Source organism: Pantoea sp. EKM21T, assembly GCF_011800405.1.
Lineage (GTDB): Bacteria > Pseudomonadota > Gammaproteobacteria > Enterobacterales > Enterobacteriaceae > Pantoea > Pantoea agglomerans.
In genome coordinates this window covers 1-26,364 of sequence record NZ_JAALFV010000016.1, presented here as the reverse complement: position 1 = coordinate 26,364, position 26,364 = coordinate 1, and the positions used below count along the sequence as shown (strand labels likewise).

Genomic DNA, 26,364 nt, shown 5'->3' with positions numbered 1-26,364 from the left:
AGCTACGCAAACTATGACTCAAGTCGCTAAAAAAATTCTGGTAACGTGCGCACTGCCTTACGCGAACGGATCAATCCATCTCGGCCACATGCTCGAGCATATCCAGGCCGACATTTGGGTGCGTTATCAGCGAATGCGTGGCAATCAGGTTTATTTCATCTGCGCCGATGATGCGCACGGCACGCCTATCATGCTGAAAGCTCAGCAGTTAGGGATTGCACCGGAGCAGATGATTGCAGAAATGAAAAGCGAGCATGAAGCCGACTTTGCCGGTTTCAACGTCAGCTATGACAACTATCACTCGACCCACGGCGACGAAAACCGTGAGCTTTCTGCGCTGATTTATGGCCGTCTGAAAGAGAACGGTTTTATTAAGAACCGCACCATCTCCCAGCTTTACGATCCGGAAAAAGGGATGTTCCTGCCGGACCGTTTTGTAAAAGGCACCTGCCCGAAATGTAAATCTGCCGATCAGTATGGCGATAACTGCGAAGTGTGTGGCGCGACCTACAGCCCGACCGAGCTGATCGAGCCAAAATCGGTGGTCTCTGGCGCGACGCCGGTTCTGCGCGACTCTGAACACTTCTTCTTTGATCTGCCATCCTTCAGCGCCATGCTGCAGGCCTGGACCCGCTCGGGTGCGCTGCAGGATCAGGTGGCGAACAAAATGCAGGAGTGGTTCGAATCGGGCCTGCAGCAGTGGGATATCTCCCGCGACGCGCCTTACTTCGGCTTTGAAATTCCGGACGCGCCAGGCAAATATTTTTATGTCTGGCTGGATGCGCCTATCGGCTACATGGGCTCGTTCAAGAACCTGTGCGACAAGCGCGGCGACATCGACTTCGATGAATTCTGGCGTAAAGACTCCACTACCGAGCTCTATCACTTCATCGGTAAAGATATCGTCTACTTCCACAGCCTGTTCTGGCCAGCGATGCTGGAAGGCAGCAACTTCCGCAAGCCGAACAATCTGTTTGTGCACGGCTATGTCACCGTCAACGGTGCCAAGATGTCGAAGTCGCGCGGCACCTTTATTAAAGCCAGCACCTGGCTGCAGCATCTGGATGCGGACAGCCTGCGTTACTACTACGCGGCGAAACTCTCTTCACGTATCGACGATATCGATCTGAATCTGGAAGATTTCGTCCAGCGCGTAAACGCCGACATCGTCAACAAAGTAGTTAACCTGGCGTCACGTAACGCGGGCTTTATCACTAAACGCTTTGACGGCAAACTGGCGGCTGAGCTGGCCGATCCGGCGCTCTATCAGACCTTTGTGGACGCGTCAGAGAAGATTGGTGACGCCTGGGCCGGTCGTGAATACAGCCGTGCTATCCGTGAGATCATGGCGCTGGCCGACCTGGCGAACCGTTATGTCGATGAGCAGGCTCCGTGGGTGGTGGCGAAGCAGGAAGGCCGTGATGCGGATCTGCAGGCGATCTGCTCAATGGGCATTAACCTGTTCCGCATTCTGATGACCTGGCTGAAGCCGGTGCTGCCGTCACTGAGCGCCCGTGCAGAAGGCTTCCTGAACTGCGAACTGAGCTGGGATGCTATCGCGCAACCGCTGCTGGACCACCAGGTTGCGCCATTCAAAGCGCTCTACAGCCGCATTGAGATGGCAAAGGTTGAAGGACTGATTGAGGCCTCGAAAGAGGATGCCGCTGCCGCCAGTGCACCGGCCGCTAGCGGCCCGCTGGCAGATTCGCCGGTAGGTGACACCATCACCATCGACGATTTCGCCAAAGTTGATATGCGCGTGGCGCTGATTGAGCAGGCGGAACTGGTTGAGGGTTCGGACAAGCTGCTGCGCCTGCAGCTCGACCTTGGCGGTGAAAAGCGTCAGATCTTCTCGGGTATCCGCGCCGCCTATCCCGATCCCTCTGTGCTGGTCGGTAAAATGACCATTATCGTGGCCAACCTCGCGCCGCGTAAAATGCGCTTTGGTATCTCTGAAGGCATGGTGCTGTCAGCGGGTCCTGGCGGCAAAGATCTGTTTGTGCTGTCCGTCGACAGCGGTGCTGTACCGGGAATGCCCGTTAAGTAACACTCTGCATTCTGCGGCTTTAACCGCTTAGCGCAGTGCCGTTCTCAAACCCTTCGTGCCTCATCACGGGCGCGAAGGGTTATCTCTCCTCGCTCTGAATGTGCACCGCTTTGATTCCACTCCCGCCCCTGAAAATCTGTATCTGCTACGGCCACACCACTGCATAAATGTGATCGCTAGCACGCTAAGCGGTTAATGCGTATGATGAAGCTCAGTGAAAACAGGAGCCTGCCATGCTCACCGTGCTGTCTGTCTGTGGGCGCTATCTTCGCGCCTTTATCATCATTTATCTCTGTTTATACGCCGGAATCGGCATCGCCTCGCTGCTGCCCATCAAACTGCCTGGCAGCATCCTTGGGATGTTAATTCTGTTTGCCCTGCTCGCCTCGCAGATCCTGCCTGTCAGCTGGGTTAAACCGGGCTGCCATCTGCTGATTCGCTATATGGCGCTGCTATTTGTGCCAATCAGCGTCGGGGTAATGAGCTACACCGATATTCTGACCGCGCAGTTTGGCCCTATCGTGATCTCCTGCGTCGTCAGCACCTTCCTGGTTCTCTCTATTGTCGGCGTAAGCGCCCACCAGCTTCATAGTCGCCGTCCGACCGGGGAGTCAGGCGATGAGTGAAATATGGTGGTCACTGCCACTGACGCTGGCGGCATTTTTTCTGGCGCGCAAACTGGCGATACGGCTGAAAATCTCGCTGCTTAATCCGCTGCTGGTCGCGATGGCGATTATTATCCCGATTCTGCTGCTGTTGCAGCTGCCCTATTCGCGCTATTTCGCGGGCAGTCAGATTCTTAATCAGCTGCTGCAACCGGCAGTTGTCGCGCTGGCACTGCCGCTGTATGAGCAGATGCACCAGATCCGAGCCCGCTGGAAATCGATTATTGGCGTCTGCTTTATCGGCAGTGTGACCGCCATGACCTCTGGCACCGCTATTGCTCTGTGGATGGGTGCCACGCCTGAAATCGCCGCTACCATTGTTCCTAAATCCGTTACCACGCCCATTGCGATGGCCGTCTCCGGTTCGCTGCACGGTATTCCCGCCATCAGCGCCATCTGCGTGCTGATTGCCGGGGTACTGGGGGCGGTGTTCGGACATACCGTGCTGAATCTGCTTGGCGTGAAATCTAAAGCAGCGCGCGGACTGGCGATAGGTAACGCGTCGCACGCCCTCGGCACAGCGCGCGCCGCTGAACTCGACTATCAGGAAGGGGCATTCAGCTCACTGGCGCTGGTGATCTGCGGCATCATCACCTCACTGCTGGCGCCGTTTATTTTTCCGCTGCTGCTGCACTGGTTTGGCTGAAAGTTTGCGAGAGATCTCGCAAAGTTGAAACATGCAACACAGGTTACATTGTCAGAGCGATGTGGATCACATATAAACCGGTGACTGGCACATCGCCCTGCTGAATCTAATGAGGCTCACATGCAATCCCGTTTCCTCTCTGCCTTTGAGGCATTGCCGTCAACGCTGCAAACCGCACTCGCTCCGCTGCTGGACGATCCTGGCTTTCAGGCGGTGCTGAGCGCCGACCAGGTCGCCTCACTGCAGCAACAGACGCAGATGGATGCCGATGCTCTGGCGCTGGCGCTGCTGCCCCTGGCGGCGGCCTGTGCCGTTGCTACCGTGTCGCATTTTAACGTCGGGGCTATCGCCCGTGGCGTCAGCGGCAACTGGTACTTCGGGGCCAACATGGAATTTATCGGTACGCCGTTGCAACAGACGGTTCACGCCGAGCAGAGCGCCATTACCCATGCGTGGCTGCGTGGCGAAAGTCAGCTTGAGACGATCACCGTTAACTACACACCGTGCGGTCACTGCCGTCAGTTTATGAACGAGCTGAACAGCGGTACGAACATTCGCATCAGCCTGCCACAACGCGCGATCAGCACCCTGGCCGATTATCTGCCGGATGCCTTTGGACCGCGCGATCTGGACATCACGACCTTCCTGATGGACAGCGTGGATCACGGCTATGTAGCCGAAGGCGATGAACTGGTGCAGGCCGCGGTTGCCGCTGCCAATGCCAGCCACGCGCCTTACAGCCAGTCACACGCCGGTGTTGCGCTGCTGACCGCAAACGGCGCGATTGTCACCGGGCGCTATGCGGAAAATGCCGCCTTTAACCCGAGTTTCCCGCCCCTTCAGGCAGCGCTGGTCCTGCTGAACATGCAGGGTGGCGATGTTCGTCAGATAAAAAAAGCGGTATTAGCCGAAGTAGAAAATGCCACGCTAAGCCAGTTCGCCGCCACACAGGCGACACTTGAGACATTCGGTTGCAGTGAGCTGCTGCAGGTGACGCTGTACAAAGCATAACCCGCTGTCAGAGAGGCCACAGTTTTGTGAGCTTTTATGAACAAACGCTGTACTTCTGCGGGAAATTTCATAGGATCTGGCGCCAGAATTCACGTGATTACAAATTACTCTGAATAATTCAGGTTGCAGGATAGCAGCACGGTCGTGAATGTTTTAGCAGCGGTTCCCCTGCCGCTGCCAGGCCTGCAGTCTGAGCTATAACGGGTAAGAAAACTGGCGCTACCTTTCCGGCGTGACGCCAGACAACACTGCAACCGGAGCATTACCGCATGGAACTCGACTACGAAAGTAAACGCCCGCTGTATATCCCTTATGCTGGCCCGATTTTGCTGGAATTTCCCCTGCTGAACAAAGGCAGCGCCTTTAGTATCGAAGAACGTAACGAATTCAACCTCAACGGTCTGCTGCCAGAAGCAGTGGAATCGATTGAAGAGCAGGCGCAGCGTGCCTGGCGTCAGTTCCAGGACTTCAAAAACAATAACGATAAGCATGTCTACCTGCGTAACATTCAGGACACCAACGAAACGCTGTTCTACCGCCTGCTGGATAACCATCTCGAAGAGATGATGCCCATCATCTACACCCCGACCGTCGGCGCAGCCTGTGAACACTTCTCTGAAATCTACCGTCGTGCGCGTGGCGTGTTCATCTCCTACCCTAACCGCGACCATATCGAAGATATGCTGCAAAACGCCACCAAGCAGAATGTGAAGGTGATTGTGGTGACTGATGGCGAGCGTATTCTGGGCCTCGGCGATCAGGGCATCGGTGGTATGGGTATCCCGATTGGTAAGCTTTCACTCTACACCGCCTGTGGCGGCATCAGTCCGGCTTACACCCTGCCGGTGGTGCTGGATGTTGGTACCAACAACCAGCAGTTGCTGAACGATCCGCTCTATATGGGCTGGCGTCATCCGCGCATCACCGGTGAAGAGTATGATGCGTTCGTGAACGATTTTATTCAGGCCGTTAAACGCCGCTGGCCGAAAGTGCTGTTGCAGTTTGAAGATTTCGCCCAGAAGAATGCCATGCCGCTGCTGAACCGCTATCGCGATGAAGTCTGCTGCTTTAATGATGATATTCAGGGCACTGCCGCCGTAACCGTGGGTACGCTGATTGCCGCCAGCCGCGCCGCCGGCAGCCGCCTGTGCGAGCAGAAAGTGGTGTTCCTGGGCGCCGGTTCCGCAGGTTGTGGTATCGCTGAACAGATCATCGCACAGATGAAATCCGAAGGTCTGAGTGACGAGGAAGCGCGTGGCCGCGTAATGATGGTGGATCGCTTTGGTCTGCTCACTGACAAGCTGCCTAACCTGCTCGATTTCCAGAGCAAGCTGGTGCAGAAGAGCGAAAACCTGCAGCAGTGGGATGTCACCAATGATTCCATCTCGCTGCTGGACGTGGTGCGCAATGCGCAGCCCGATATTCTGATTGGTGTCTCTGGCCAGCCGGGCCTGTTCACCGAAGAGATCATCCGCGAGATGCACAAGCACTGTAAGCGCCCTATTGTGATGCCACTGTCGAACCCGACATCACGCGTGGAAGCGACGCCAGCCGATATCATCGCCTGGACTGACGGTGCCGCACTGGTCGCAACCGGCAGTCCGTTCTCGCCGGTGAGCTGGAACGGTAAAACCTATCCGATTGCGCAGTGCAACAACTCCTACATCTTCCCGGGCATTGGTCTGGGTGTGATTGCTTCGGGTGCCAGCCGCGTTACCGATACCATGCTGATGACCGCCAGCCGCGCGCTCGCTGACTGCTCTCCGCTGGTGAATGAAGGTGAAGGCCCGGTGCTGCCTGAGATTAAAGATATCCAGGGTGTATCGAAAATCATTGCGATGGAAGTGGGTAAAGCTGCTCAGCTGGCGGGTGTCGCCGTGGTGACCTCTGAAGATGTGTTGTCACAGGCTATCGCCAACAACTTCTGGCTGCCGCAGTACCGTCATTATCGTCGTACCTCGATTTAATCTTCAGACTGCCGGATTGCATCCGATCCGGCAGTGTTCAAAAAGAGCACAGCCAGCCGGCAGTAACTTGCTTCACAGTGACAGCTCAAGTAGCCTTGTCCCATCTCACTATTCTGACATCGAGTCTCCAGGCGCATGCTGAAACGCGTTTTCATTGGTCTGCTTTTCATCATCTTACTGATGATGGCAACGGCGCTCGGCCTTGATCGCTGGATCAGCTGGAAAACTGCGCCCTTTATCTACGAAAATGTCGCCTCTTTGCCACATCGTCAGGTCGGTGTGGTACTGGGTACGGCGAAATATTATCGCACCGGCGTCATCAATCAGTATTACCTCTATCGTATGCAGGGCGCGCTGAATGCCTACAACAGCGGCAAGGTCAATTATCTGCTGTTAAGCGGTGATAACGCGCTGCAAAGCTATAACGAGCCGATGACGATGCGCCGCGATCTCATCAAAGCCGGTGTCGATCCGGCTGATATCGTGCTGGACTATGCCGGTTTCCGCACGCTGGATTCGATTGTGCGCACCCGCAAAGTGTTTGATACCAACGACTTCATTATTATCACGCAGCGTTTCCATTGTGAGCGTGCCCTGTTTATCGCCTTACAGCTGGGTATTCAGGCGCAGTGTTATGCGGTGCCCTCACCGAAGAACATGCTTAGCGTGCGCTTCCGTGAGGTAGGTGCCCGGCTGGGCGCGCTGGTGGATCTCTTCCTGCTAAAGCGCGAACCCCGCTTCCTGGGCCCACTGGTGCCGATCCCCGCCGTGCGCGATGTCCCTGAAGATGCGCAGAGTTACCCGGCAGTGACGCCGGAGCAGCTGCTGGAGCTGGAACAGAAGCTGCGGAAATAGCTCACGCGCTGCGGCTTCTTTATGCTGGTTACTGCTGTGTCGAGGTCTGGCAGTGACGTGCAGGGCTCAGGGAGCATACGCCTTCCGCAAAGATCGCTTTAGCTTTTGTCGCCGTCTGACAGAAGACCATTCCGCAGCGATTTTTAAGCTGACTGCTTATCAGTCTGAATTAGGGTGAATCCAACAGCAATAAATAAGCTCAACACGCAGGGAACAGAGTCAGAAGAGGAAAGCGTCCCGCGTCAGGGACGACGCGGACCGAGCGTGTCATGGATGACAGGTTTTGCGTCTTTCCGATCTGACCGTGTTCCCTACGCATACTCGATCTCACAGCAACGACCCCAGCACTCTCCGCTATAAAAAGCGTTCTGCGGAGGAATGACACGGGCAGATCATTTACTGGCCTTAGCGACTTTCCGATCTGACCGTGTTCCCTTCGCATACTCGATCTCACAGCAACACCCACCACTTCCACATAATAAAAAAGCGACCCGAAGGTCGCTTTATGAGCACTGAAGAAGACTTACTTCTTACGGGAATATTTCAGGGAATCCAGCGCCACGGCGAAGATGATGATGCCGCCTTTAATGATGTACTGCCAGTAAGGGTTGACGCCGATATAGGTCAGACCGTAGTTGATGACGGTGAAGATCAACACACCGGTCACTACGCCCGCCACGCTACCCACACCACCGGCGAAGGAGACACCGCCGACCACACAGGCCGCAATCGCATCCAGCTCATACATAAAGCCGAGGTTGTTGGTGGCCGAACCGATACGACCCGCTTCCAGCATCCCGCCGAAGGCGTAGAACACACCTGACAGGGCATAAATCATGATCAGGTTCAGGTTGACGTTAACGCCTGAGACTTTCGCCGCTTCCGGGTTACCGCCGATAGCAAAAATGTTCTTGCCGAAACGGGTTTTATTCCACAGCACCCAGACGAAAATAATGGCAATCACGGCGTAGAAGGTGATGAACGAGAGCTTGAAATCACCAAAGCGTAAGAAGCCCTGGGTAAATTTCGAGAACCCTGTATCAAAACCGGCAATCGGTGATGCGCCAACAAAGTCGTAATAAAGTGAGTTGATACCGTAAACGATGATCATGGTGCCCAGCGTGGTGATAAATGGCGTTACCTTGAGGTAAGCAATAATCACACCGTTGACCAGACCAATCACGCCGCCGATGATGCACACGGTCAGGATTACCAGTGGAATCGGCACCGTATCCAGCGTCGGGAAGACCTTGTTCGCGTTATCCATCGCCTGCAGCAGCGTCGCGGCGACCACCGCCGCCAGACCGACCTGACGTCCGGCTGACAGGTCAGTACCCTGCGTCACAATCAAACCCGCCACACCCAGTGCAATAATAATGCGCACCGAAGATTGGGTCAGAATATTACTCAGGTTCATTAAACTTAAAAATGAGGGGTCCTGGAAAATAATAATAGCCAGCAATACCAGCAGCACGACATAAATGCCGCCCTCTTTTAACCAGGTTAGCGCATTCTTTTTTGTAGTCGCTTTCATGTTAACAGCCCTTGCTTCATTAAAGGTGTAATGACGCTAAACGCAATATTTCGTTCTGCGTGGTCGTTTTGGTATCAACTATGCCTGCTACCAGACCATTACTCATTACCAGAATACGATCGGTAATGCCTAACAGCTCCGGCATTTCGGATGAGATAATAATGATGCCCTTTTCTCTTTTCGCCAGCTCAGCAATTAACTGGTAAATTTCGAATTTTGCACCAACATCAATACCGCGAGTGGGTTCATCAAGCATCAGGATTTCAGGCTGGGTCAATAACCAGCGGCCAATAATCACTTTTTGCTGGTTACCGCCCGAAAGCGAACCAATCTGAGTATGGTGGCCTGGCGTTTTTACACGCATAGAATCGATCACCCACTGGGTATCACTCTTCATGCGTTTATTATCCAGCAGTCCCATACTGTTTTTATATTTTTTGATATTGGAAATAAGCGAGTTAAAACCAATGTCGAGGAAAGCATAAATACCGGTTGAGCGACGCTCTTCAGTCACCAGCGCAAAACCGTGGTTAATGGCTTCATTGGCGCTGTGATTATTAATCGGTTTGCCATGCAGTTTAATGGTGCCGCCCGATTTTTCGCGAATGCCAAACAGCGTTTCGACGATATCGGTACGTTTGGCGCCCACCAGCCCGGCAATGCCGAGTATCTCCCCTTTACGCAAATCAAATGAGATGTCGCGAATCGATGGCTGACGCAGTGACGTCAGATGACGCACCTCAAGAATCGTCTCGCCTGGCACGTTGGTACGGTCAGGGAAACGCTGGTTCAGTGAACGGCCGACCATCATGGAGATGATCTTATCCATATCCAGCCCTTCCAGCGGCTGAGAGGTGATCCACTGACCATCACGCAGGATAGTGATCTCATCACACAGCTGGAAAATCTCTTCCATTTTGTGCGAAATATAAACAATGCCACAGCCGCGATCTTTCAGCTTACGAATAATCGTGAACAGGTGATTAACCTCTTTCTCGGTTAACGAGGAGGTCGGCTCATCCATAATCACAATTTTCGCATCGTAGGAAAACGCTTTGGCAATTTCAATCATCTGCATCTGCGATACAGAAAGATTGGCAACTTTGTCGCGCGGATCGATATCGATATCCAGCTCGTCAAAAATCGCTTTAGTATCCCGGTACATTTTATCCTGATCGACAAAGAAGCCTTTGCGCGGATAACGCCCAAGCCACATATTGTCCATCACGGTACGCTGCAGGACCAGATTTAATTCCTGATGCACCATCGACACGCCATTTTCCAGCGCCTCTTTGGAACTTTTATAGTCGATCTCTTTACCCTGAAACAGGATACTGCCGGTATCTTTTTTATAAATACCAAACAGGCATTTTAATAAGGTGGATTTCCCGGCACCGTTCTCGCCCATTAATGCATGAACAGAGTGAGGCCGCACTTTTAAATTCACATTATCTAACGCTTTAACGCCGGGAAATGATTTTGAGACATCCGTCATTTCCAGCAGATATTCTCGCTGCGCGGTCGTATTATCACTGGCCATATTTTACCTGGCTAAAAAACGGTGGTGACATAAAAAAGGCGCGACAGCGGTCGCGCCCGTAATCGTTCTTATTTCACGAACTGAGACAGATTTTCTTTATCAACCGGCACGTAAGGAACGCGGACGATCTTATCAACCATCTTGAAGTTTGTTCCGTCGGTGGCAGCTTTGCCGTTAGCCAGATTGTTGGCAATATCCAGCGTTGCTTTCGCCTGGTTTTCCGCATCGTTCAGCACGGTACCGGCCAGCGCACCGGATTTCACCAGCGCCAGCGCTTCTGGCAGTGCATCGACGCCGAAGACCGGGATTGAGGTCATGTTGTGCGCTTTCAGCGCTTCAACCGCACCCATCGCCATCGCATCGTTGTTGGCAATCACAACTTCGATTTTTTTGGCATTCGGGCCTGACAGCCACGCATCCATCTTATCTTTGGCCTGCGCGGTATCCCACATTGCAGTATCCATCGCTAACTGCTGGGTTTTCAGACCATCTTTGTTCAGGGTATCGATCACATATTTGGTACGGGCTTCTGCATCAGGATGGCCCGGCTCGCCTTTCAGCAGCACGAACTGAATCTGACCATCTTTGTTCAGATCCCACGCGGGTGTGGCTTTCCAGTGCTTCTCAATCAGCTGACCCTGAATGATGCCTGACTCTTTAGAGTCGGTACCGACATAGTAAGCTTTGTCATAACCGGCCAGCACTTTGGCGTTAGGTTCTTTGTTGAAGAAGACCACCGGCACGTCGTTGGCACGCGCTTTGTCTACCACCACCGCAGCCGCAGCCGGGTCAACCAGGTTAATCGCCAGCGCTTTCACGCCTTTTGCCATCAGCACGTCAATCTGATCGTTCTGTTTGGACTGGTCATTCTGTGAATCATTCATCAGCAACTGCACGCCACCGGTCGCTTTCGCTTCTTTCTCGATGTCTTTGCGTACCATTGACATGAAGTTGTCATCATATTTGTAAATGGTCACGCCGATACGGGTGTCAGCTGCGTGAGCGGTTGCACCAAACATCATGCTGGCAACCAGTGCTGTAAGCGTGAAAACCTTCTTATTCATGGTATCTCCGGTTTTATTATGCAGGGTCTTTTTAGCGCTACCGCGCCATACAGGCGGGAGAGCAATCGGTAAAACAGATCGGCGCGTCGGTTAACGTAATGAGAATGTTAAGCCATTGAACACCGTCTAAAACCTGACTTCCCTGTGCCAGAATGCTTCCATGAAGAGGGTATAAACCCTTTAACCGGCTACTGAGACCACAACTGATGCCGTTACACTGGCGTTACATAATGTTTCAGTCCGGTAAGACGCTGCCATCATAGTGAGAGCAATGTTAATTAACTGTGAATGTAATCACAGATTGAAAACGGTTACATGGCTGAATCGCCTGAATTAGTGACGGACTCCACATTTTGCCGCTGCGCCACCGAATGACGCCGCACCAGCGTTGGCATAAAGATGTGCGTTGCCGTGTCATCCAGCAGTCCGGCTGCGCCCTGCAGTGCCAGTTCAGTGGCGATTTTTGCCATAGATACAATGGGATAGCGCACAGTGGTTAACTGTGGATCGGTGTAACGGGAAATGGGGATATCATCAAAGCCAATGACAGAAAAATGCTGTGGCACCTGGATGCCGTTGTCTTTCAGCGCAGTGAGTGCGCCAGCCGCCATGCCGTCGTTATAGGCAAACACCGCACTGAGATTGAGATTGCGTCCCAGCAGCTCCACCATCGCCGCTTCGCCGCCCTGCATATCGGGCTCTGCGCTGGCTATCCAGCTCTCCTGCGGCCGGATGCCCTGCTCTGCCATCGCCTGCATCCACCCTTCACGGCGCTGCGCCACATCTTCGATGGGATGGCTGGAACAAAGGTAGCCAATGCGGCTATGCCCCTGCTGTAGCAGGGTTCGTGAAGCCATCAATGCACCCGTGACGTTATCCAGACTGACACTGCGGTGTTCAAATCCGGGCACGATGCGGTTAATCACCACCATGCCCGGAACGTGGCGCATAAAATCCGCCAGCTCAGCGTCAGGCAGTGTTTTCGCGTGTACCACCAGGGCGCTGCAACGCTGACGAATCAGCACTTCAATGGCATGACGCTCTTTCTCTTCCTGATGCCAGGAGTTGCTGATTAACACATGTTTGTGCACGCGCTGCGCCACGGTATCCACCGCTTTAACAAGTGCACCGAAGAAGGGATCCGAAACATCCATCACCACCACACCAATGGTGTCACTGACCTGCGTCGCCAGCGCCTGCGCATTGGCGTTGGGGCGATAGCCCAGCGCTTCCACCGCCTGTAACACGGCGTCGCGGGTGTCAGAGGTGACGGCGCTGCTCTGATTGAGGACGCGCGACACGGTCGCCACCGACACGCCAGCCTGACGGGCAACATCACGAATTGTTATCATGCAGCAGTTCCACAAAGGAAAAATAAGGCATCACGCCGGGTTGAACACCGGCGCTATTTTGTCAGGGGCAGGAGGCGTACAGCGTGAATTGCGTCACATCAATGAAAACGGTTACATACAATTCTGTAACCTTTGTGATGGCGGTCATTATCTGGCGTTGTCAGTGATGCGCGATTTACCGGCTGAGATCAGCGTGAGCCGCCGCCACAGCCACTCCAGCGGACCCTGTGCGAAGAAATGTAACCAGATGAGTGAAAAGAGGATATTGATAAGCCAGACCGCAGGCACCATCAGCACCAGCTCCAGCCGGGTGAAGTGCATATAGAAGCCGAAGCGATAGAACAGCGTGGTGCAGATCAGCGACTGCAGCAGATAGTTGGTCAGCGCCATGCGGCCCACGCACTGAATGGCATAGCTGATGCGCCAGCGCGCTATCTGCGGCCAGTAAGCCAGACAGAGCGCGGCATAGCCCAGGCTAATCAGCGGGCTGGCGAGATCGCGCGGGGCTTGCAGATAAAAAGCGGTCCAGCGGAATTCCCAATGTAACAGCCATTGCGCTGCCACACCGGCCACCGCAATTAACAACCCCATCGTCAGCAGCAGCGCCGCCGCCTGACGGTAATGTTGCACTGAAAACTCGCCGATCAGCCAGCCACTGCGCAGCAGTGCGCCACCGATCATCATCAGGCCCGCCAGCTGCCAGCCATACTGCGCCGCCAGCGCCATCAATCCTGACGAGAGATGATCCAGCCGGTTCTGTATCGCTTCCCAGCCGCCGGTCAGTTTCCAGTACTGTTCATATTGCAGATCGGCAGCACCTGGCAGCCAGGATCGGGTCGGTTCAGGATCGGAGATTGACCCAAACACCAGCAGAACGCCACAGCCCACCAGATAGAGCAGAATGCCGGTATTCATCAGGCTGCGGGTGGAAGGGACATCGCGCACCACCCGCCAGACCACCAGCCCGATAATGCCGTAGTCCAGCAGGATATCGCCCTCCCAGAGAAAAACGCCGTGCAAAAAACCGATCAGCACCAGCAGTGAGAGCCGGGCAGTCAACCAGCGACTGCCGCGTGGCAGCTGCATTTGCAGACCTGCGCCAAACAGCAGCGCAAACAGGGTGAGGAATTTGAGCTGGGCAAAGGCGTCAGAGATCGCCCATGTCCAGACATCGGACAGGCTGACGCTGCCCTGCCATGCCGGATTAAGGTAGGCGGCAGAAGGCAGGCCGAAGCCGACAATATTGAGCAGCAGAATGCCGAGAATGGCACATCCACGAATGAAATCCAGCGCGTGATAGCGTTGCATGCGGCACCTGCACGATTGAGGCGGGAAACGTTATGCGCCCGCCGTAGACTCAACTATGGCGCACCGCGCGCAAAAATTCCTGGCGGGTATTCTGGCTGGACTTGAACAGGCCGCCCAGAGAGGTCGTCGTGGTGGCACTGGTGGCATCTTTTACGCCACGCGCTTTCACGCAGTAATGCACCGCATCAATAGAAACAGCCACATTGTTGGTGCCCAGCAGCGTCTGCAGTGCGACCAGAACCTGCTGCGTCAGACGCTCCTGCACCTGCGGGCGCTGGGCGAAGAACTGCACGATACGGTTGATTTTCGACAGGCCAATCACCTTTTCTTTGGGAATGTAGGCGACGGTCGCTTTGCCATCGATGATCACAAAGTGGTGTTCACAGGTGCTGGTCAGCGTGATATCACGCACGGTCACCATCTCATCAACCTTCATTTTATTCTCAATGACGGTGATTTTCGGGAAGTTGGCGTAGTCGAGACCGGAAAAGACTTCATCCACATACATTTTGGCGATGCGATGCGGCGTTTCCATCAGGCTGTCATCTTCAAGATCCAGATTCAGCAGCTGCATAATCTCGGTCATGTGCCCGGCAATCAGACTTTTACGTGTGTTGTCATCTATATCGCGCGTCGGTGCACGTAACGGCGTTTCCAGTCCACGCGCCAGCAGCGCTTCGTGAACCAGGGCAGCTTCCTGACTTAGGGTGCTCATCTTACTCTTCTCCGGCTGGTGTTGCGCCCGCCAGCTTTTGCCAGCGGGCCCTGTAATCAGGCGCGTATTGTGAAACTTTCTTTGCGGGGAATCCAGCAATCAATCAGATTGGTGATGAAAGCTTTTCACCCGGTTCGCCGCCACACCAGCAGGCCGGCCCAGACCAGGCTAACCCCTGCAACCCACAGGGCAGGCTCCAGCCGATGTAACAGGGCTGTGGAGAGAAAAGAGAGCAGCGGGCCGACCAGCTGCCCGATAGCATAGCCGGTGGTCAGCAGGCCAGCCATGTAGCGCAGATGATTGGGTGCCAGCTCACGGGCGCAGAGCAGCGACAGCTGCACCACGCTGAGGAAACCGCCCCCCACCAGCAGCGCACCGGCCAGCAGGCCGCTAAAGCCTGGCAGCAGCGCCGCGGCAAATACGCCCAGCGCCTGCGCCCACAGCACCAGAGCCAGGCGGACGTGGCTGTGCCCCCAGCGCCGCGTCAGGATCCCCAGCAGGATGCCGATCATCGCCGCGCCGCCAAAAATCGGCCAGACAAACTGCGCGAAGATGCCGTCCGGAAACCGCGTGGCGGCCATCTGCGACAAAAAGGTGGCGGGCAGAATGTAGCCAAAGCCCGCCAGACTGTAACTCAGTACCAGCCGTTTAAGGTTGCGATCCAGCACCAGCGGCTCGGGTGCCTGATCCGGGCGGTGCAGTTCGCCCCGACGCGGCAGATTACGGGTAATCAGCGCAATCAGCAGCAGCGCCAGCGCACCGTAAGCGGCCCAGGCCAGACCGGCAGAAACCTGCAATGTGTGCAGCGCTACCCCCAGCAGACCGCTGACAAAAATGCCGCAGCCTGGCCCGGCAAAAACGGCCGCCGACAGCCCTGCCCGGCCATGGCGATGCAGCTGTTCATTGCTCCAGGCCGCCACCAGCACCATCGCCCAGCCGCTGGACCAGCCAATCAGAAAGCGGATTGCGCCGTGCAGCCACGGTCCGCTGGCGAATGCTGAGAGCAGGGTCAGGATCACCGCGCCCCATACGCCCGCCTGCAATCGCAGCTCAACCCGCCGGTGTGCGCGCATGGCATCAAATGAGCCACACAGATAGCCAAGATAGTTAAGTGCCGCGACCAGGCTGGCACTGGTGAGTGTCAGCTGGTGTGCCTGAATCATCAGCGGCACCTGGGGCGTAAAGGCAAACCGGCCAATGCCCATCGCGACAAATAAGGTTAAAAACGCGCTGAGCGCGACGCGTAACGCCATTGCTGAACTCCTGTTGTTCTGCCCTGAGATCTCTTCTGACTTGCTAACAGCATGCAGGATGATTAAACTCACGGAAAGTGAATAATTTTAACCAACTTGCTTACAGGAAGAGAAGATATGGATTTAGTTCAGCTGCGTATGTTCTGTTCCGTCGCCGAAACGGGTTCGCTGGCGCGCGCAGCAGAACAGCTGCATCGCGTCCCCTCTAATCTCACCACGCGGTTGCGCCAGCTGGAAGAAGAATTAGGTGTGGATCTCTTTATTCGTGAGAAACAGCGCATTCGCCTGTCACCAATGGGCCATAATTTTCTGAATTATGCGCAGCGTATCCTGGCATTAAGTGAAGAAGCGATGAGCATGACCCGCACCGGTGAACCGGCGGGCAACTTTGCGCTGGGCTCAATGGAGAGCACCGCGGCGACGCGTCTGCCCGGCCTGCTCGCCGCCTATCACCAGCGCTTCCCCAAAGTGGCGCTGTCGCTGATTACCGGCACTTCGGGCGAAATCATCGATCGGGTGCGTGAAGGCACCCTGGCGGCCGCGCTGGTGGATGGCCCGGTGTCCCATGACGATCTCAATGGCTGCATCGCCTTTCGCGAAGAGATGATACTGATCACCGGCCTCGATCATGCGCCAATCGCCACCGCGCGCGACGTGCAGGACGATACCCTGTTTGCCTTTCGCAACAGCTGCTCTTACCGGGTGAAGCTGGAGAGCTGGTATCGGGACAGCCAGACCGCGCCCAACAGTGTGATGGAGATTCAGTCCTATCACGCCATGCTGGCCTGCGTGGCAGGCGGTGCGGGCGTAGCGATGATCCCGGCCTCGGTGCTGAAGCAGATGGCGGATCGGTCACGGGTGCAGGCGCATACGTTACCTCCCGCTTATCGCGACACCGCCACCTGGCTGATGTGGCGACGCGACGCCTTTACGCCGAATGTTGAAGCACTGAAGTACCTGATTATTGAACAATTTGACGATCGTCCGCTCAACGATGAGCTGATTTACCCATTACAGGCGGCGGAATAAGCGTTCCACGCTATGTTTAAGAGCCTGACCCACCAGGCTTTGAATCATCACGACCACCCGGCGCCACTGCGCGTCACAATCTGACTGGAAGAGGGATTGCATGAATATGATCAAAACCCGTGCCGCTGTTGCCTGGGCTGCTGGCGAACCGCTGAAAATCGAAGAAGTTGATTTAATGCCACCGCAGAAAGGTGAAGTACTGGTGCGTATCGTTGCGACCGGCGTCTGTCATACCGACGCCTACACCCTGTCCGGCACCGACCCGGAAGGCGTTTTCCCGGCGATTCTTGGCCATGAAGGCGGCGGCATCGTCGAAGCCGTGGGCGAAGGCGTGACCAGCGTTGAAGTGGGTGACCACGTCATTCCACTCTACACGCCGGAGTGTGGCAAATGTAAATATTGTCTTTCAGGCAAAACTAACCTCTGCCAGGCGATCCGTACCACTCAGGGTAAAGGCCTGATGCCGGATGGCACCACCCGTTTCTTTAAAGATGGCAAACCCATTTTCCACTATATGGGCACCTCAACCTTCTCTGAGTACACGGTAATCCCGGAGATCTCGCTGGCGAAAATCAGTAAAGAAGCGCCGCTGGAAGAGGTTTGTCTGCTGGGCTGTGGCGTGACCACTGGCATGGGCGCGGTGATGAACACTGCCAAAGTGAAAGAAGGCGACACCGTGGCGATTTTCGGTCTCGGCGGCATTGGCCTCTCTGCGGTCATCGGCGCGAAGATGGCGAAAGCGGGCCGCATCATTGCCATCGACCTTAACACCAGCAAATTCGATCTGGCACGCAAACTGGGTGCCACCGATCTGATCAACCCGAAAGATTACGACAAGCCGATTCAGGATGTGATCGTCGAGCTGACCGACGGCGGCGTGGATTTCTCGTTTGAATGTATTGGTAACGTCAACGTGATGCGTTCCGCGCTGGAGTGCTGCCACAAAGGCTGGGGCGAGTCCGTGATTATCGGCGTCGCCGGTGCCGGTGAAGAGATCTCCACTCGTCCGTTCCAGCTGGTGACCGGTCGCGTCTGGCGCGGTTCCGCGTTTGGCGGCGTAAAAGGCCGTTCGCAGCTGCCTGGCATTGTGCAGGATTACCTCGACGGTAAATTTGCGCTGAACGACTTCATCACTCACACCATGCCGCTGGAAGAGATCAACGACGCCTTTGATTTGATGCACGAAGGAAAATCGATTCGCTCGGTCGTGCACTTTAACAAGTAATCAGGAGGCGTTATGGCATCCACTCTGGAGCTACTGGAAGAACACCGTATTTTTGGCGGCTGGCAGCAGCGCTGGCGTCATCAGTCTGCGGTGCTGAATTGCCCGATGACCTTCAGCATCTATCTGCCTGGGCCGCACGGTGATGCGCCGCCGCCGGTGGTCTGGTTTCTGGCCGGGCTGACCTGTAACGATGAGAACTTCACCAGCAAAGCCGGTGCACAGCGGGTTGCAGCGGAACTGGGTCTGGTGCTGATTATGCCGGACACCAGCCCGCGCGGCGAAGGGTTTGCGAATGATGAAGGATACGATCTGGGTCAGGGCGCGGGATTTTATCTCAATGCCACCCAACAGCCCTGGGCCAGCCATTTCCGCATGTTCGATTATCTGAGCAGCGAGTTACCCGCCCTGATTGCGGATAACTTCAAGGTCAGTGAACGTCAGTCGATTATGGGTCACTCCATGGGCGGACACGGCGCGCTGATGCTGGCGCTGCGTCTGGGTAACCGCTTTGCCTCGGCTTCCGCTTTTGCACCGATTGTGAATCCGATGCAGGTCCCCTGGGGTCAGAAAGCGTTTCAGGCCTATCTGGGCGACGATCGTGCGACGTGGCGGGAATATGACAGCTGCCAGCTGATGGCGGAGGTGTCGCATCGGCTGCCAATGCTGATCGATCAGGGCGACAGCGATCAGTTCCTGGCCGATCAGCTGCAACCGGAGCGGTTACAAGAGGTCGCGAATGAGGTGGGTTTCCCGCTGACGCTGCGCATTCAGCCGGGTTATGACCATAGCTACTTCTTTATAGCCAGCTTTGTGGAAGATCATCTGCGCTTCCATGCGCAGCATCTGCTGGCGTAAACAATCAGGGCCGCAATCGCGGCCCTGAACTTTTAGCTGGCTAACGCTCTGTCACAGAGCCAGCATACTGCCAGCCTGCCCTGTAAAAATTCCTTTCTCAGAACAGTGATGCTCAGCGCCCTACCGGGCGCCTCCTCAATATCAGACCAGTGCCGGGCCGGTCAGCCCGTCGATCATCACCTGCGGGATACCACGCGAGCAGTGTTCGATACGACCATCGACGCCATACACCTTTGCCAGAGTGGCAGGCGTGATCACCTTATCCGGCTGCCCTTCCGCCACCAGCGCGCCCTGCTTCAGCATCAGCGCATGTTGCGCATGACGCAGTGCAATATTGATGTCATGCACCACTACCACCGTCACGATGTTACGCTGAGCGGTTTCGCGCCGCACCAGATCCATCACGTGAAACTGGTAGTTGAGATCCAGCGCGCTCAGCGGTTCATCCAGCAGCAGCAGCTTAGGGCGACGGATCAGTGACTGCGCCAGCCCGACCAGCTGTTTTTGTCCGCCGGAGAGCTGATCGAGATATCGCATCGCCAGATGGGCAATGCCCAGTTGTTCCAGCAGATGCATGATTTCCGCTTCGCTGCTGGCGCTGTGCAGACCACCGGAGGCACGCTGCGCCACGATGATCGACTCCAGCACATGCAGATGTACGCCCGCAGGCAGCGACTGCGGCAGATAAACCACGTTCTTCGCACGCCGGGCAAACGGCTGGGTCATGAGATCCTCACCGTTGAGCCACATCTCGCCCTGGCCTTTATTCAGACCGGCCAGTGCACGCAGCAGCGTCGATTTACCACAGCCATTCGGCCCCAGCAGCACGGTGATCTCGCCGCGCGGCAGCGGCGCGATATTAAGATTATCAATGACTTTATTTTTTGGGTACCCGGCACTGAAGCCGCGTAACGTCAGACCCTGTTCCATCATACCGTCCCCCGATGACGCAGAATAATACTCAGGAAGAACGGCACGCCAATCAGTGAGGTGACAATGCCAACCGGGATGATTACACCGGGGAGCAGGTTTTTCGAGGCGACCGACGCCAGGGACAGCACCAGCGCACCGACCAGCGCACTGGCGGGCAGATAGAAACGGTGATCTTCACCAAACATCATGCGGGCGATATGGGGAGCGACCAGTCCAATGAAACCGATCGGGCCGACAAACGCGACCGCCAGGGCAGAGAGGATACTGATGCGCAGTAACGTAGTCAGGCGCAGACGACGCACATCAATGCCAAAGCTTACCGCGCGGTCTTCGCCCAGACGCAGCGCCGTCAGCTTCCAGCTGCTCATCATGGAAAACGGCACCAGAATGGCCAGCGCCACGCTCAGCACGCCAAGCTTCTCCCAGGAGGCGCGCGCCAGGCTACCCATGGTCCAGAACACCAGGCCCTGCAGGGTATCTTCGCTGGCGATGAACTGCATCATGGATACCAGGGCGTTAAAGGTGAAGACCAGCGCGATACCGAACAGCACCACGCCCGCCGAAGAGACCTGAGTCCAGCGGGTCACGGCATCCAGCATCAGCGCGGCAAACAGAGCAAAGACAAAGGCGTTGGCAGAAATTAACCACTGATCGGGAATGCCGGGAATACCCACGCCGAGGATGATGGCCAGCGCGGCACCAAACGCCGCCGCCGATGAGACACCAAGGGTAAACGGACTGGCCAGCGGGTTATTCAGGATGGTCTGCATTTCAGCGCCCGCCAGACCCAGCGACAGACCCACTACCAGCGCCATCAGCGCATAGGGCAGACGAATGTCCCAGACAATGACGCGCGTGCCGGCATCGACGCTCTCGGGGCTGAGCAGCGTATTCCACAGCGTTTCAAGTGAGAGTCCCGCCGGACCCAGCGTGAAGTCGAGGATCAGCGAGGCGAGTATCGCCAGCAACAGCACGCCAATCCAGATTAAGCGGCGGCGCAGCACCTGATGATAGTTCTGCATGGTGTGGTGAAGCGTCTCTTCCCCCGCCAGCAGCGAAGTTTCGGTAGTCATGTTTGAACCCTGTGTGGCTATCACGTCAGAAAACGCAGCCACAATAGTGCAGGTGATAATAATTATCAATTCGAGAACATAAGCGAGACGTGAAAAAACAGTAAAAAACGGTGTTGCAGGCAGGAGAATGGCTCAGGGAGCCTGCGCCTTTCGCAAAGACGCAGAACCCGCCATCCCTGGCGGGTTTTGTGCGGGCGATGACGCAGAGCTAATCTTTGTGAACCGGGAACTCCATTTCGCTGTACTTCACGAAACGGCTGCCGCGCGTCAGCTTGTAGCCGAACCAGATAATCAGGAACAGCGGAATGCCGATATAGGTTGCCGCCACGCCATACCAGTCGATGCTGTCGTTAAGGAATGCCTGGTAGTTCTGACCCAGCGTGATGATCAGGCAGAGCACAAAGGCGAAAATCGGACCCAGCGGGAAGAAGCCGGAACGGTAAGGCAGATCGTTCAGGTCACGTCCCTGGGCCACATAGCCCCGACGGAAGCGATAGTGACTGATGGCAATACCCAGCCAGGCAATAAACCCGGTCATGCCTGAGGTATTCAGCAGCCACAGATAGACTTCCTGATTACCAAATTTTGAGGTCAGGAAGCACAGTCCGGCCACCACGGTGGTGGCCCACAGGGCATTACGCGGCACGCCGCCCTTTGAGAGCTTCGCGAAAATCCGTGGCGCTTTACCTTCGCTGGCCAGGTTATAAAGCATACGCGTTGACGCATACATCCCGGAGTTACCCGCTGACAGCACAGCCGTCAGGATCACCGCATTCATGACGGCGGCGGCAGAGAGCAGACCGGCATTCTGGAACACCAGGGTGAACGGGCTGACGCTGATATCGTCGATATCATTGTGCAGCAACTGCGGATCGGTGTATGGCAGGATCAGGCTGATAATCAGGATAGCGAACACATAGAACAGCAGGATACGCCAGAAAATCTGCCGCACAGCGCGCGGAATATTTTTCGCCGGATCTTCAGATTCGCCCGCCGCGATACCGATCAGTTCGGTGCCCTGGAAGGAGAATCCCACAATCATCGCCACCCCAATCATCGCCGCAAAGCCGCCCGCAAACGGCGCGTCGCCCACCTGCCAGTTCTGCCAGCCCGCATGTTCAGCACCGCGCATAATGCCGGTGATCATCAGCACCCCAACGATGATAAAGATAATCACGGTGGCCACTTTAATCAGCGAGAACCAGTATTCCGCCTCGCCAAAGCCTTTGACCGAAATGTAGTTGAGCAGGAACATCAGCCCCAGGAACAGCGCGCTCCAGATCCAGCCAGGCGTGTCGGGGAACCAGTAGTTCATCACCAGCTGGGACGCTACCAGGTCAACCGCGATGGTCACCGCCCAGTTGTACCAGTAGTTCCAGCCGAGTGCGAAACCAAAGCCCTCTTCGACATATTTCGCGCCGTAGGTGGCGAAGGAACCCGATACCGGCATGAACGCAGCCAGTTCGCCGAGGCTGGTCATCAGGAAGTAGACCATCAGGCCGATGAGGATATAGGAGAGCAGTGCTCCGCCCGGGCCAGCCTGAGCGATGGTGGCACCGGAGGCGACAAACAGGCCGGTACCAATGGAGCCGCCGATGGCGATCATCGTCAGGTGACGGGCTTTTAACGCACGTCGTAATGCAGGTTGTTGTGTTGTATTTGAGTCATTATGCATGTGTTAACGCTACGCTGGGTAAAAATGAGGCGCGATTGTAGCAGCCAGATCGCCTCTGTATAGCGAATGCCAACCTGTTATTAGTTAACTTCATGATCGCGCCGGAATTATTAGTAATTACTCGCGACAATAGGAAAAAAAGCGCGTCAGTGCTTTGGAAATATGCTTCTGCCGGTGATGGATGCGATAGAGCGTGCGGATGAGACGCGGCAGCGGAATCGTCAGTTCAACCAGCGTGCCCGCCTCCAGCAGATCGGCAATCACCCGGCGCGAAAGACAGCTGATGCCCATGCCGTGCCGCACCGCATGTTTAATCGCCTCGGAATTGCCCAGCTCCATGCCCAGCTGAAAACTCGGCAGATGCGACAGCAGCAGATAATCGACAATTTCACGGGTGCCGGAGCCGCGTTCGCGCAGGATCCACGGGGCGTCAGCCAGGGTTTGCAGCGTAACCGGCTGTTGCAGAATCGCCGCGTCTGGCGCGGCAAACACCACCAGCTCATCTTCGAGCCAGGGCTCGCTGACCAGCTCGGTCATATGGCACGGCCCTTCAATTAATCCGACATCGACGCGGAAATCGGAAACCGCCTGAATCACATCCTGACTATTGCCGACACTCAGCTCCAGCGGCAGGCGGGGAAAATCGCGACGATAAGCGGCCATCATGCCTGGCAGCAGATAGTTGCCGATGGTGCTACTGGCAAAAATGCGGATCGCGCCGTTATCCTCTTTAAACAGCTGCTCGATTTCGCCCGCCTGCTCCAGCAGCCCTACTGCACGGGGATAGAGCAGCCGTCCATGCTCATTCAGCACCAGCCGTTTGCCAACCCGGTCAAACAGTTGCACGCCGAGCTGACTCTCCAGATCGGCCAGCGCTGCACTCACTGCGGACTGCGACAGTGCCAGCAGTTGCGAAGCCTGAGTGGTGGAACCGCTCTTAAGCACTTCGGTGAAAACTTCAATTTGCCGCAGCGTAATGTGCATCGTTGCCTCTTAACTCAGTGACTGCCTGACCAGGTAAATGATTAATGCCAGCCAGATCAGCCCTATCGCCACCAGCCAGCCTGCAATCTTTTTGCCACGCGAACGTTGAGACTGCGCCCGCTCGCTGCTGCTGATGCGCACCTCTTGCGGCAGTAAACGCAGCAGCACCATGACGCCCGTCGGGATAATCACCGCGTCATCCAGCAGACCGACAAAGGGGATGACATCAGGAATGATATCGATCGGGCTGATGCCATAGGCGACCAGCCCCAGCATCCCCAGCTTGTTCCACCAGGGTGTGCGGGGATCGCGGAAGGCAAATCCCAGCACAAACACATCTCTTTTGATCAGCGTCGCCCAGCGGCGCAGACGCGAAACTATCATGATTGCTGCCTTATCGTTTATTCTGGTTAATTATAAATATATTATCAATTTCACTTTTAAGCCAGTCGCCGTCATGATCGGGTCTCAACCAGGAGGAGTGACCACCATGACTGAACTGAGCATCGCTAAACCGCATCATCCCGTTCCGCTCTGGATCCCGGGTCTGCTGCTGACCGCCGTGATTGCCGGGGCAGCCAGTTGGCTGGCGCAGCAACCGATGATTGCCGCACTGGGGCTGGGTTCACTGACTCTGGCGATTATGCTGGGCATCCTGGTCGGTAACAGCATCTATTCGCCGCTGGCGTCACGCTGCGACAACGGCGTGCTGCTGGCTAAGCAGAAACTGCTGCGGCTGGGGATCATCCTGTTTGGCTTTCGCATTACTTTACAACAAATTGCTGACGTCGGTTTCAGCGGCATCCTGATTGATGCGCTGACCCTGACCAGCACCTTCCTGATAACCTGCCTGCTGGGCATGCGGCTGCTGAAGCTGGATCGCGATACCGTCTGGCTGATTGGCGCGGGCAGCAGTATCTGCGGTGCTGCGGCTGTACTGGCGACCGAGCCGGTGGTGAAAGCCGCGCCGTCGAAAGTTGCGGTGGCTATCGCGACCGTGGTGCTGTTCGGCACGCTGGCGATCTTTATCTATCCGCTGCTGTGGCCGCTGGCGCATGAGCTGTTCCCGGATCTCAGTGCATCGCAGTTTGGTGTTTTTACCGGCTCAACCATCCATGAAGTGGCGCAGGTGGTGGCCGCCGGACACAGCATCAGCCCGGAAGCTGAGAACAGCGCGGTCATTGCCAAAATGCTGCGGGTAATGATGCTGGCTCCCTTTCTGCTCTGCCTGAGCGCCGTGATACGCGGTAAACGTCAAGGAAGCAACGCACGCCAGGCTGTGACGTTTCCCTGGTTCGCCCTGCTGTTTATCGGTGTTGCACTGTTTAACTCGCTGCAGCTGCTGCCTGCCATGGTGGTGGCGACGCTGAATCAGCTGGCGGGTCTGCTGCTGGCGATGGCGATGGCGGCGCTGGGATTGACCACCCGTTTCGGGGCATTGCGTGAGGCAGGCGTTAAACCGCTGCTGCTGGGTGCGCTGGTGTTTGTCTGGTTAATCGCGGGCGGCGGTGCAATCAATCTGCTGGTGCAACATTTCATGGGCTAGCGGCATCGGGTATCATGCCGTCTCATCCGTGCACAGCCCCAGGAGAAAGGCATGAAATATATTGGCGCACACGTGAGTGCGGCAGGTGGCGTGGATCAGGCAGTGATCCGCGCCCATGAAATAGAAGCCACCGCCTTCGCGCTCTTTACTAAAAATCAACGTCAGTGGAAGGCCGCCCCGCTCTCGACTGAGGTGATTGATGCTTTTCGCGCCGCCTGCGAGACGTACAAATTCGGTCCGCAGCAAATCCTGCCGCACGACAGTTTCCTGATAAACCTGGGTCATCCGGTTGAAGAGGCGCTGGAGAAATCCCGCGCCGCTTTTATTGATGAGCTGCGACGTGCCGACCAGCTCGGCCTGACTTTGCTGAACTTCCATCCGGGCAGCCATCTGCATCAGATTGATGAGGAGGCCTGTCTGAAGCGGATTGCGGAGTCGATCAACATCGCTCTCGACCAGAGCCAGAACGTCACCGCCGTCATTGAGAATACCGCCGGTCAGGGCAGTAATCTGGGTTTCCGCTTCGAGCATCTCGCCACCATTATTGAGCATGTTGAAGATAAGGCGCGTGTCGGCGTCTGTATTGATACCTGCCATGCGTTTGCCGGTGGTTATGACCTGCGTACCGAAGCGGATTGCGAAGCGACTTTCGCCGAATTTGAGCGCATTGTCGGCTTTAACTATCTGCGCGGCATGCACCTTAACGATGCTAAAAGCGCCTTCGACAGTCGCGTCGACCGCCATCACAGCCTGGGTGAAGGCAATATCGGCAAAACAGCGTTTAGCTGGCTGATGAAAGATCCGCGGTTTGATGGCATCCCGTTGATTCTGGAAACCATTAATCCCGATATCTGGAAAGATGAGATTGCCTGGCTGAAAGCCGAACAGCAGGGATAGTAAAAGGGAGCCAGCTGGCTTAATGCTGGTCAGTTAAGATTAGATTTGTAAAGGCTGTCACGGTCAAACGTGGCCGCTTTTTTGTCAGTGCGAGCGAGCCGCAGTGCGTGCCTGCGCACCTCTGCTGCTGCCGGGCCGTCCTCGCGCCGCTCACGCGGTACCTTCGGCTTTGACGTCGTGCCGACGAACC

23 protein-coding genes are annotated in these 26,364 nt (G+C 55.9%); 11 read left to right on the top strand and 12 right to left on the bottom strand.

What is annotated here, in order from left to right; genetic code table 11:
* Nucleotides 1–13: 13 nt before the first annotated feature.
* The 6 genes from metG (at nucleotide 14) to sanA (ending at nucleotide 7,191) form a co-directional block, all read left to right on the top strand.
* Entirely contained in the window at nucleotides 14–2,047 is a 2,034-nt protein-coding gene (gene metG / locus HFD87_RS22005; RefSeq protein WP_010248234.1) for a methionine--tRNA ligase, read from the top strand.
* Nucleotides 2,048–2,280: 233 nt separating this feature from the next.
* Nucleotides 2,281–2,673, top strand: a complete 393-nt coding sequence (locus HFD87_RS22000; RefSeq protein WP_167423933.1) for a CidA/LrgA family protein — start codon at nucleotides 2,281–2,283, stop codon at nucleotides 2,671–2,673.
* Nucleotides 2,666–3,358 (top strand): CidB/LrgB family autolysis modulator, encoded by a 693-nt coding sequence (locus tag HFD87_RS21995; protein WP_010248240.1) that lies wholly within the window; start codon nucleotides 2,666–2,668, stop codon nucleotides 3,356–3,358. Before HFD87_RS22000 ends, HFD87_RS21995 begins: the two co-directional genes overlap by 8 nt.
* Before the next feature lie 120 nt (nucleotides 3,359–3,478).
* Nucleotides 3,479–4,369 (top strand): cytidine deaminase, encoded by an 891-nt coding sequence (cdd, locus tag HFD87_RS21990; RefSeq protein ID WP_167423932.1) that lies wholly within the window; start codon nucleotides 3,479–3,481, stop codon nucleotides 4,367–4,369.
* Between the two features lie 269 nt (nucleotides 4,370–4,638).
* Nucleotides 4,639–6,336 carry an NAD-dependent malic enzyme gene (locus HFD87_RS21985; protein WP_010248245.1) on the top strand — a complete coding sequence of 566 codons (1,698 nt, stop codon included), beginning with the start codon at nucleotides 4,639–4,641 and terminating at the stop codon, nucleotides 6,334–6,336.
* 135 nt (nucleotides 6,337–6,471) lie between these two features.
* Entirely contained in the window at nucleotides 6,472–7,191 is a 720-nt protein-coding gene (sanA, locus tag HFD87_RS21980) for an outer membrane permeability protein SanA (RefSeq protein WP_010248246.1), read from the top strand.
* Nucleotides 7,192–7,714: 523 nt separating this feature from the next.
* Here sanA and mglC read toward each other — a convergent pair.
* The 7 genes from mglC to HFD87_RS21945 form a co-directional block, all read right to left on the bottom strand.
* Entirely contained in the window at nucleotides 7,715–8,725 is a 1,011-nt protein-coding gene (mglC, locus tag HFD87_RS21975; protein ID WP_010248248.1) for a galactose/methyl galactoside ABC transporter permease MglC, read from the bottom strand.
* A gap of 19 nt (nucleotides 8,726–8,744) precedes the next feature.
* A complete protein-coding gene (gene mglA, locus HFD87_RS21970; protein WP_010248250.1) occupies nucleotides 8,745–10,265 on the bottom strand; it encodes a galactose/methyl galactoside ABC transporter ATP-binding protein MglA in 1,521 nt (506 codons plus the stop codon).
* A gap of 68 nt (nucleotides 10,266–10,333) precedes the next feature.
* Complete coding sequence (gene mglB / locus HFD87_RS21965; RefSeq protein ID WP_167423931.1) at nucleotides 10,334–11,329, bottom strand: galactose/glucose ABC transporter substrate-binding protein MglB; 996 nt, start codon at nucleotides 11,327–11,329, stop codon at nucleotides 10,334–10,336.
* A gap of 311 nt (nucleotides 11,330–11,640) precedes the next feature.
* Nucleotides 11,641–12,681: an HTH-type transcriptional regulator GalS gene (galS, locus tag HFD87_RS21960; protein WP_163763086.1), complete on the bottom strand. Its 1,041-nt coding sequence runs from the start codon at nucleotides 12,679–12,681 to the stop codon at nucleotides 11,641–11,643.
* 147 nt (nucleotides 12,682–12,828) lie between these two features.
* A complete protein-coding gene (gene yeiB, locus HFD87_RS21955; protein WP_167423930.1) occupies nucleotides 12,829–13,989 on the bottom strand; it encodes a DUF418 domain-containing protein YeiB in 1,161 nt (386 codons plus the stop codon).
* Between the two features lie 49 nt (nucleotides 13,990–14,038).
* Nucleotides 14,039–14,704, bottom strand: a complete 666-nt coding sequence (gene folE, locus HFD87_RS21950) for a GTP cyclohydrolase I FolE (protein WP_010248259.1) — start codon at nucleotides 14,702–14,704, stop codon at nucleotides 14,039–14,041.
* Nucleotides 14,705–14,829: 125 nt separating this feature from the next.
* Nucleotides 14,830–15,957 carry a YbfB/YjiJ family MFS transporter gene (locus HFD87_RS21945; RefSeq protein WP_061703764.1) on the bottom strand — a complete coding sequence of 376 codons (1,128 nt, stop codon included), beginning with the start codon at nucleotides 15,955–15,957 and terminating at the stop codon, nucleotides 14,830–14,832.
* 117 nt (nucleotides 15,958–16,074) lie between these two features.
* On the opposite strand from HFD87_RS21945, the gene HFD87_RS21940 reads away from it, so the two are divergent.
* The 3 genes from HFD87_RS21940 (at nucleotide 16,075) to fghA (ending at nucleotide 19,066) form a co-directional block, all read left to right on the top strand.
* Complete coding sequence (locus tag HFD87_RS21940; protein ID WP_010248266.1) at nucleotides 16,075–16,986, top strand: LysR family transcriptional regulator; 912 nt, start codon at nucleotides 16,075–16,077, stop codon at nucleotides 16,984–16,986.
* Nucleotides 16,987–17,086: 100 nt separating this feature from the next.
* A complete protein-coding gene (locus tag HFD87_RS21935; protein ID WP_010248270.1) occupies nucleotides 17,087–18,211 on the top strand; it encodes an S-(hydroxymethyl)glutathione dehydrogenase/class III alcohol dehydrogenase in 1,125 nt (374 codons plus the stop codon).
* A gap of 12 nt (nucleotides 18,212–18,223) precedes the next feature.
* Nucleotides 18,224–19,066: an S-formylglutathione hydrolase gene (gene fghA, locus HFD87_RS21930; protein ID WP_167423929.1), complete on the top strand. Its 843-nt coding sequence runs from the start codon at nucleotides 18,224–18,226 to the stop codon at nucleotides 19,064–19,066.
* A gap of 141 nt (nucleotides 19,067–19,207) precedes the next feature.
* Here the strand turns inward: fghA and HFD87_RS21925 are convergent, their stop codons facing one another.
* The 5 genes from HFD87_RS21925 to HFD87_RS21905 all read right to left on the bottom strand — a co-directional run bounded on the left by HFD87_RS21925 (nucleotide 19,208) and on the right by HFD87_RS21905 (nucleotide 24,115).
* Nucleotides 19,208–19,996, bottom strand: a complete 789-nt coding sequence (locus HFD87_RS21925) for an ABC transporter ATP-binding protein (protein WP_010248276.1) — start codon at nucleotides 19,994–19,996, stop codon at nucleotides 19,208–19,210.
* A complete protein-coding gene (locus tag HFD87_RS21920) occupies nucleotides 19,996–21,072 on the bottom strand; it encodes an iron ABC transporter permease (RefSeq protein WP_010248280.1) in 1,077 nt (358 codons plus the stop codon). The genes HFD87_RS21925 and HFD87_RS21920 overlap by 1 nt, the downstream gene beginning before the upstream one ends.
* Before the next feature lie 208 nt (nucleotides 21,073–21,280).
* On the bottom strand, nucleotides 21,281–22,747 hold the full coding sequence (locus HFD87_RS21915) for an amino acid permease (RefSeq protein ID WP_022625044.1): 1,467 nt from the start codon (nucleotides 22,745–22,747) through the stop codon (nucleotides 21,281–21,283).
* A 117-nt stretch (nucleotides 22,748–22,864) separates the two neighbouring features.
* Nucleotides 22,865–23,731, bottom strand: coding sequence for a DNA-binding transcriptional regulator YeiE (gene yieE / locus HFD87_RS21910; RefSeq protein WP_010248285.1), 867 nt, complete (start codon nucleotides 23,729–23,731; stop codon nucleotides 22,865–22,867).
* A 9-nt stretch (nucleotides 23,732–23,740) separates the two neighbouring features.
* Nucleotides 23,741–24,115, bottom strand: a complete 375-nt coding sequence (locus tag HFD87_RS21905; RefSeq protein WP_129063012.1) for a YkvA family protein — start codon at nucleotides 24,113–24,115, stop codon at nucleotides 23,741–23,743.
* A gap of 106 nt (nucleotides 24,116–24,221) precedes the next feature.
* On the opposite strand from HFD87_RS21905, the gene HFD87_RS21900 reads away from it, so the two are divergent.
* Nucleotides 24,222–25,277, top strand: coding sequence for a YeiH family putative sulfate export transporter (locus HFD87_RS21900; RefSeq protein ID WP_033788450.1), 1,056 nt, complete (start codon nucleotides 24,222–24,224; stop codon nucleotides 25,275–25,277).
* 51 nt (nucleotides 25,278–25,328) lie between these two features.
* The gene (gene nfo / locus HFD87_RS21895; protein WP_033778751.1) at nucleotides 25,329–26,174 is read left to right on the top strand and encodes a deoxyribonuclease IV; all 846 of its coding nucleotides are present in this window, start codon (nucleotides 25,329–25,331) and stop codon (nucleotides 26,172–26,174) included.
* Nucleotides 26,175–26,364 lie beyond the last annotated feature (190 nt).

Coding starts and splice junctions, on each gene's coding strand:
- metG (WP_010248234.1), top strand. CDS start 14: ATGACTCAAGTCGCTAAAAAAATTCTGGTAACGTGCGCACTGCCTTAC.
- HFD87_RS22000 (WP_167423933.1), top strand. CDS start 2,281: ATGCTCACCGTGCTGTCTGTCTGTGGGCGCTATCTTCGCGCCTTTATC.
- HFD87_RS21995 (WP_010248240.1), top strand. CDS start 2,666: ATGAGTGAAATATGGTGGTCACTGCCACTGACGCTGGCGGCATTTTTT.
- cdd (WP_167423932.1), top strand. CDS start 3,479: ATGCAATCCCGTTTCCTCTCTGCCTTTGAGGCATTGCCGTCAACGCTG.
- HFD87_RS21985 (WP_010248245.1), top strand. CDS start 4,639: ATGGAACTCGACTACGAAAGTAAACGCCCGCTGTATATCCCTTATGCT.
- sanA (WP_010248246.1), top strand. CDS start 6,472: ATGCTGAAACGCGTTTTCATTGGTCTGCTTTTCATCATCTTACTGATG.
- mglC (WP_010248248.1), bottom strand. CDS start 8,725: ATGAAAGCGACTACAAAAAAGAATGCGCTAACCTGGTTAAAAGAGGGC.
- mglA (WP_010248250.1), bottom strand. CDS start 10,265: ATGGCCAGTGATAATACGACCGCGCAGCGAGAATATCTGCTGGAAATG.
- mglB (WP_167423931.1), bottom strand. CDS start 11,329: ATGAATAAGAAGGTTTTCACGCTTACAGCACTGGTTGCCAGCATGATG.
- galS (WP_163763086.1), bottom strand. CDS start 12,681: ATGATAACAATTCGTGATGTTGCCCGTCAGGCTGGCGTGTCGGTGGCG.
- yeiB (WP_167423930.1), bottom strand. CDS start 13,989: ATGCAACGCTATCACGCGCTGGATTTCATTCGTGGATGTGCCATTCTC.
- folE (WP_010248259.1), bottom strand. CDS start 14,704: ATGAGCACCCTAAGTCAGGAAGCTGCCCTGGTTCACGAAGCGCTGCTG.
- HFD87_RS21945 (WP_061703764.1), bottom strand. CDS start 15,957: ATGGCGTTACGCGTCGCGCTCAGCGCGTTTTTAACCTTATTTGTCGCG.
- HFD87_RS21940 (WP_010248266.1), top strand. CDS start 16,075: ATGGATTTAGTTCAGCTGCGTATGTTCTGTTCCGTCGCCGAAACGGGT.
- HFD87_RS21935 (WP_010248270.1), top strand. CDS start 17,087: ATGAATATGATCAAAACCCGTGCCGCTGTTGCCTGGGCTGCTGGCGAA.
- fghA (WP_167423929.1), top strand. CDS start 18,224: ATGGCATCCACTCTGGAGCTACTGGAAGAACACCGTATTTTTGGCGGC.
- HFD87_RS21925 (WP_010248276.1), bottom strand. CDS start 19,996: ATGGAACAGGGTCTGACGTTACGCGGCTTCAGTGCCGGGTACCCAAAA.
- HFD87_RS21920 (WP_010248280.1), bottom strand. CDS start 21,072: ATGACTACCGAAACTTCGCTGCTGGCGGGGGAAGAGACGCTTCACCAC.
- HFD87_RS21915 (WP_022625044.1), bottom strand. CDS start 22,747: ATGCATAATGACTCAAATACAACACAACAACCTGCATTACGACGTGCG.
- yieE (WP_010248285.1), bottom strand. CDS start 23,731: ATGCACATTACGCTGCGGCAAATTGAAGTTTTCACCGAAGTGCTTAAG.
- HFD87_RS21905 (WP_129063012.1), bottom strand. CDS start 24,115: ATGATAGTTTCGCGTCTGCGCCGCTGGGCGACGCTGATCAAAAGAGAT.
- HFD87_RS21900 (WP_033788450.1), top strand. CDS start 24,222: ATGACTGAACTGAGCATCGCTAAACCGCATCATCCCGTTCCGCTCTGG.
- nfo (WP_033778751.1), top strand. CDS start 25,329: ATGAAATATATTGGCGCACACGTGAGTGCGGCAGGTGGCGTGGATCAG.